Source organism: Roseomonas sp. TAS13, from assembly GCF_001950415.1.
Classification (GTDB): domain Bacteria; phylum Pseudomonadota; class Alphaproteobacteria; order Acetobacterales; family Acetobacteraceae; genus Roseomonas; species Roseomonas mucosa.
Map to the genome: position 1 here is coordinate 1 of NZ_BDLP01000780.1, position 689 is coordinate 689.

The following is a 689-nucleotide window of genomic DNA, read 5'->3' on the forward strand; positions in this document are numbered from 1 at the left end:
GCGCTGCGCGGTCATCCCGCATCTGGCCCTGCCGGGCCCGTACGACCGGGAAGCGGCGCGCGTGGCGCTGGGCCTGCCGAGGGATGCCTTCGTGATCCTCACCGCGGGCTTCGCCTCGCGCGCCAAGCGCCTCGGCTGGGTGGCGGAGGCCGTGGCCGCGTTGGCGCCGCGCCGGCCGGGCCTGCTCTGGCTCCATGCCGGGGAATGGGACAAGGCGGTGACAGGACCGCCCGGCCCGGTGGTGGAGCGCCTGCGGGCGGAGGGCCGGCTGCGCGTGACGGGCTTCCTGGAGGAATCGGCGCTCGGCCTCCACATCGCCGCCTGCGACGTCCTGGCCAATCTGCGCGCGCCCTCGGTGGGGGAGAGCTCCGGCACCCTGGCACGTGCCCTGGCGGCGGGGCGCTGCGCGCTGGTCTCCGACACGGGAGCCTATGCCGAGTTGCCGCGCGATGCGGTGCTGGCGCTGCCCGCCCTGGCGCCGCAGCGCGCGATGGTGGCTGCCCTGGCGGCACTGAGCCGCGATCCCGGGCTGTGCGACGCGATCGGGGAGCGGGCGCGGCTCTTCGCCCGGACGGTGCTCTCGCCGGATTCGGTGGCGCGGGCCTATCGCGCCGTGATCGAGGACTTCCGCGCCGCGCCGCCACCGCTCGCGGTGCCGCCGGGTCCCGCCTATCCGGTGCCGCTACGGG

1 protein-coding gene is annotated in these 689 nt (G+C 76.9%); it reads left to right on the plus strand.

Annotation, left to right across the window (positions count from 1 at the left end; translation table 11 throughout):
• Positions 1-689: glycosyltransferase (locus ROTAS13_RS25475; protein WP_139323622.1), on the plus strand; the 689-nt coding region annotated here is incomplete at both ends.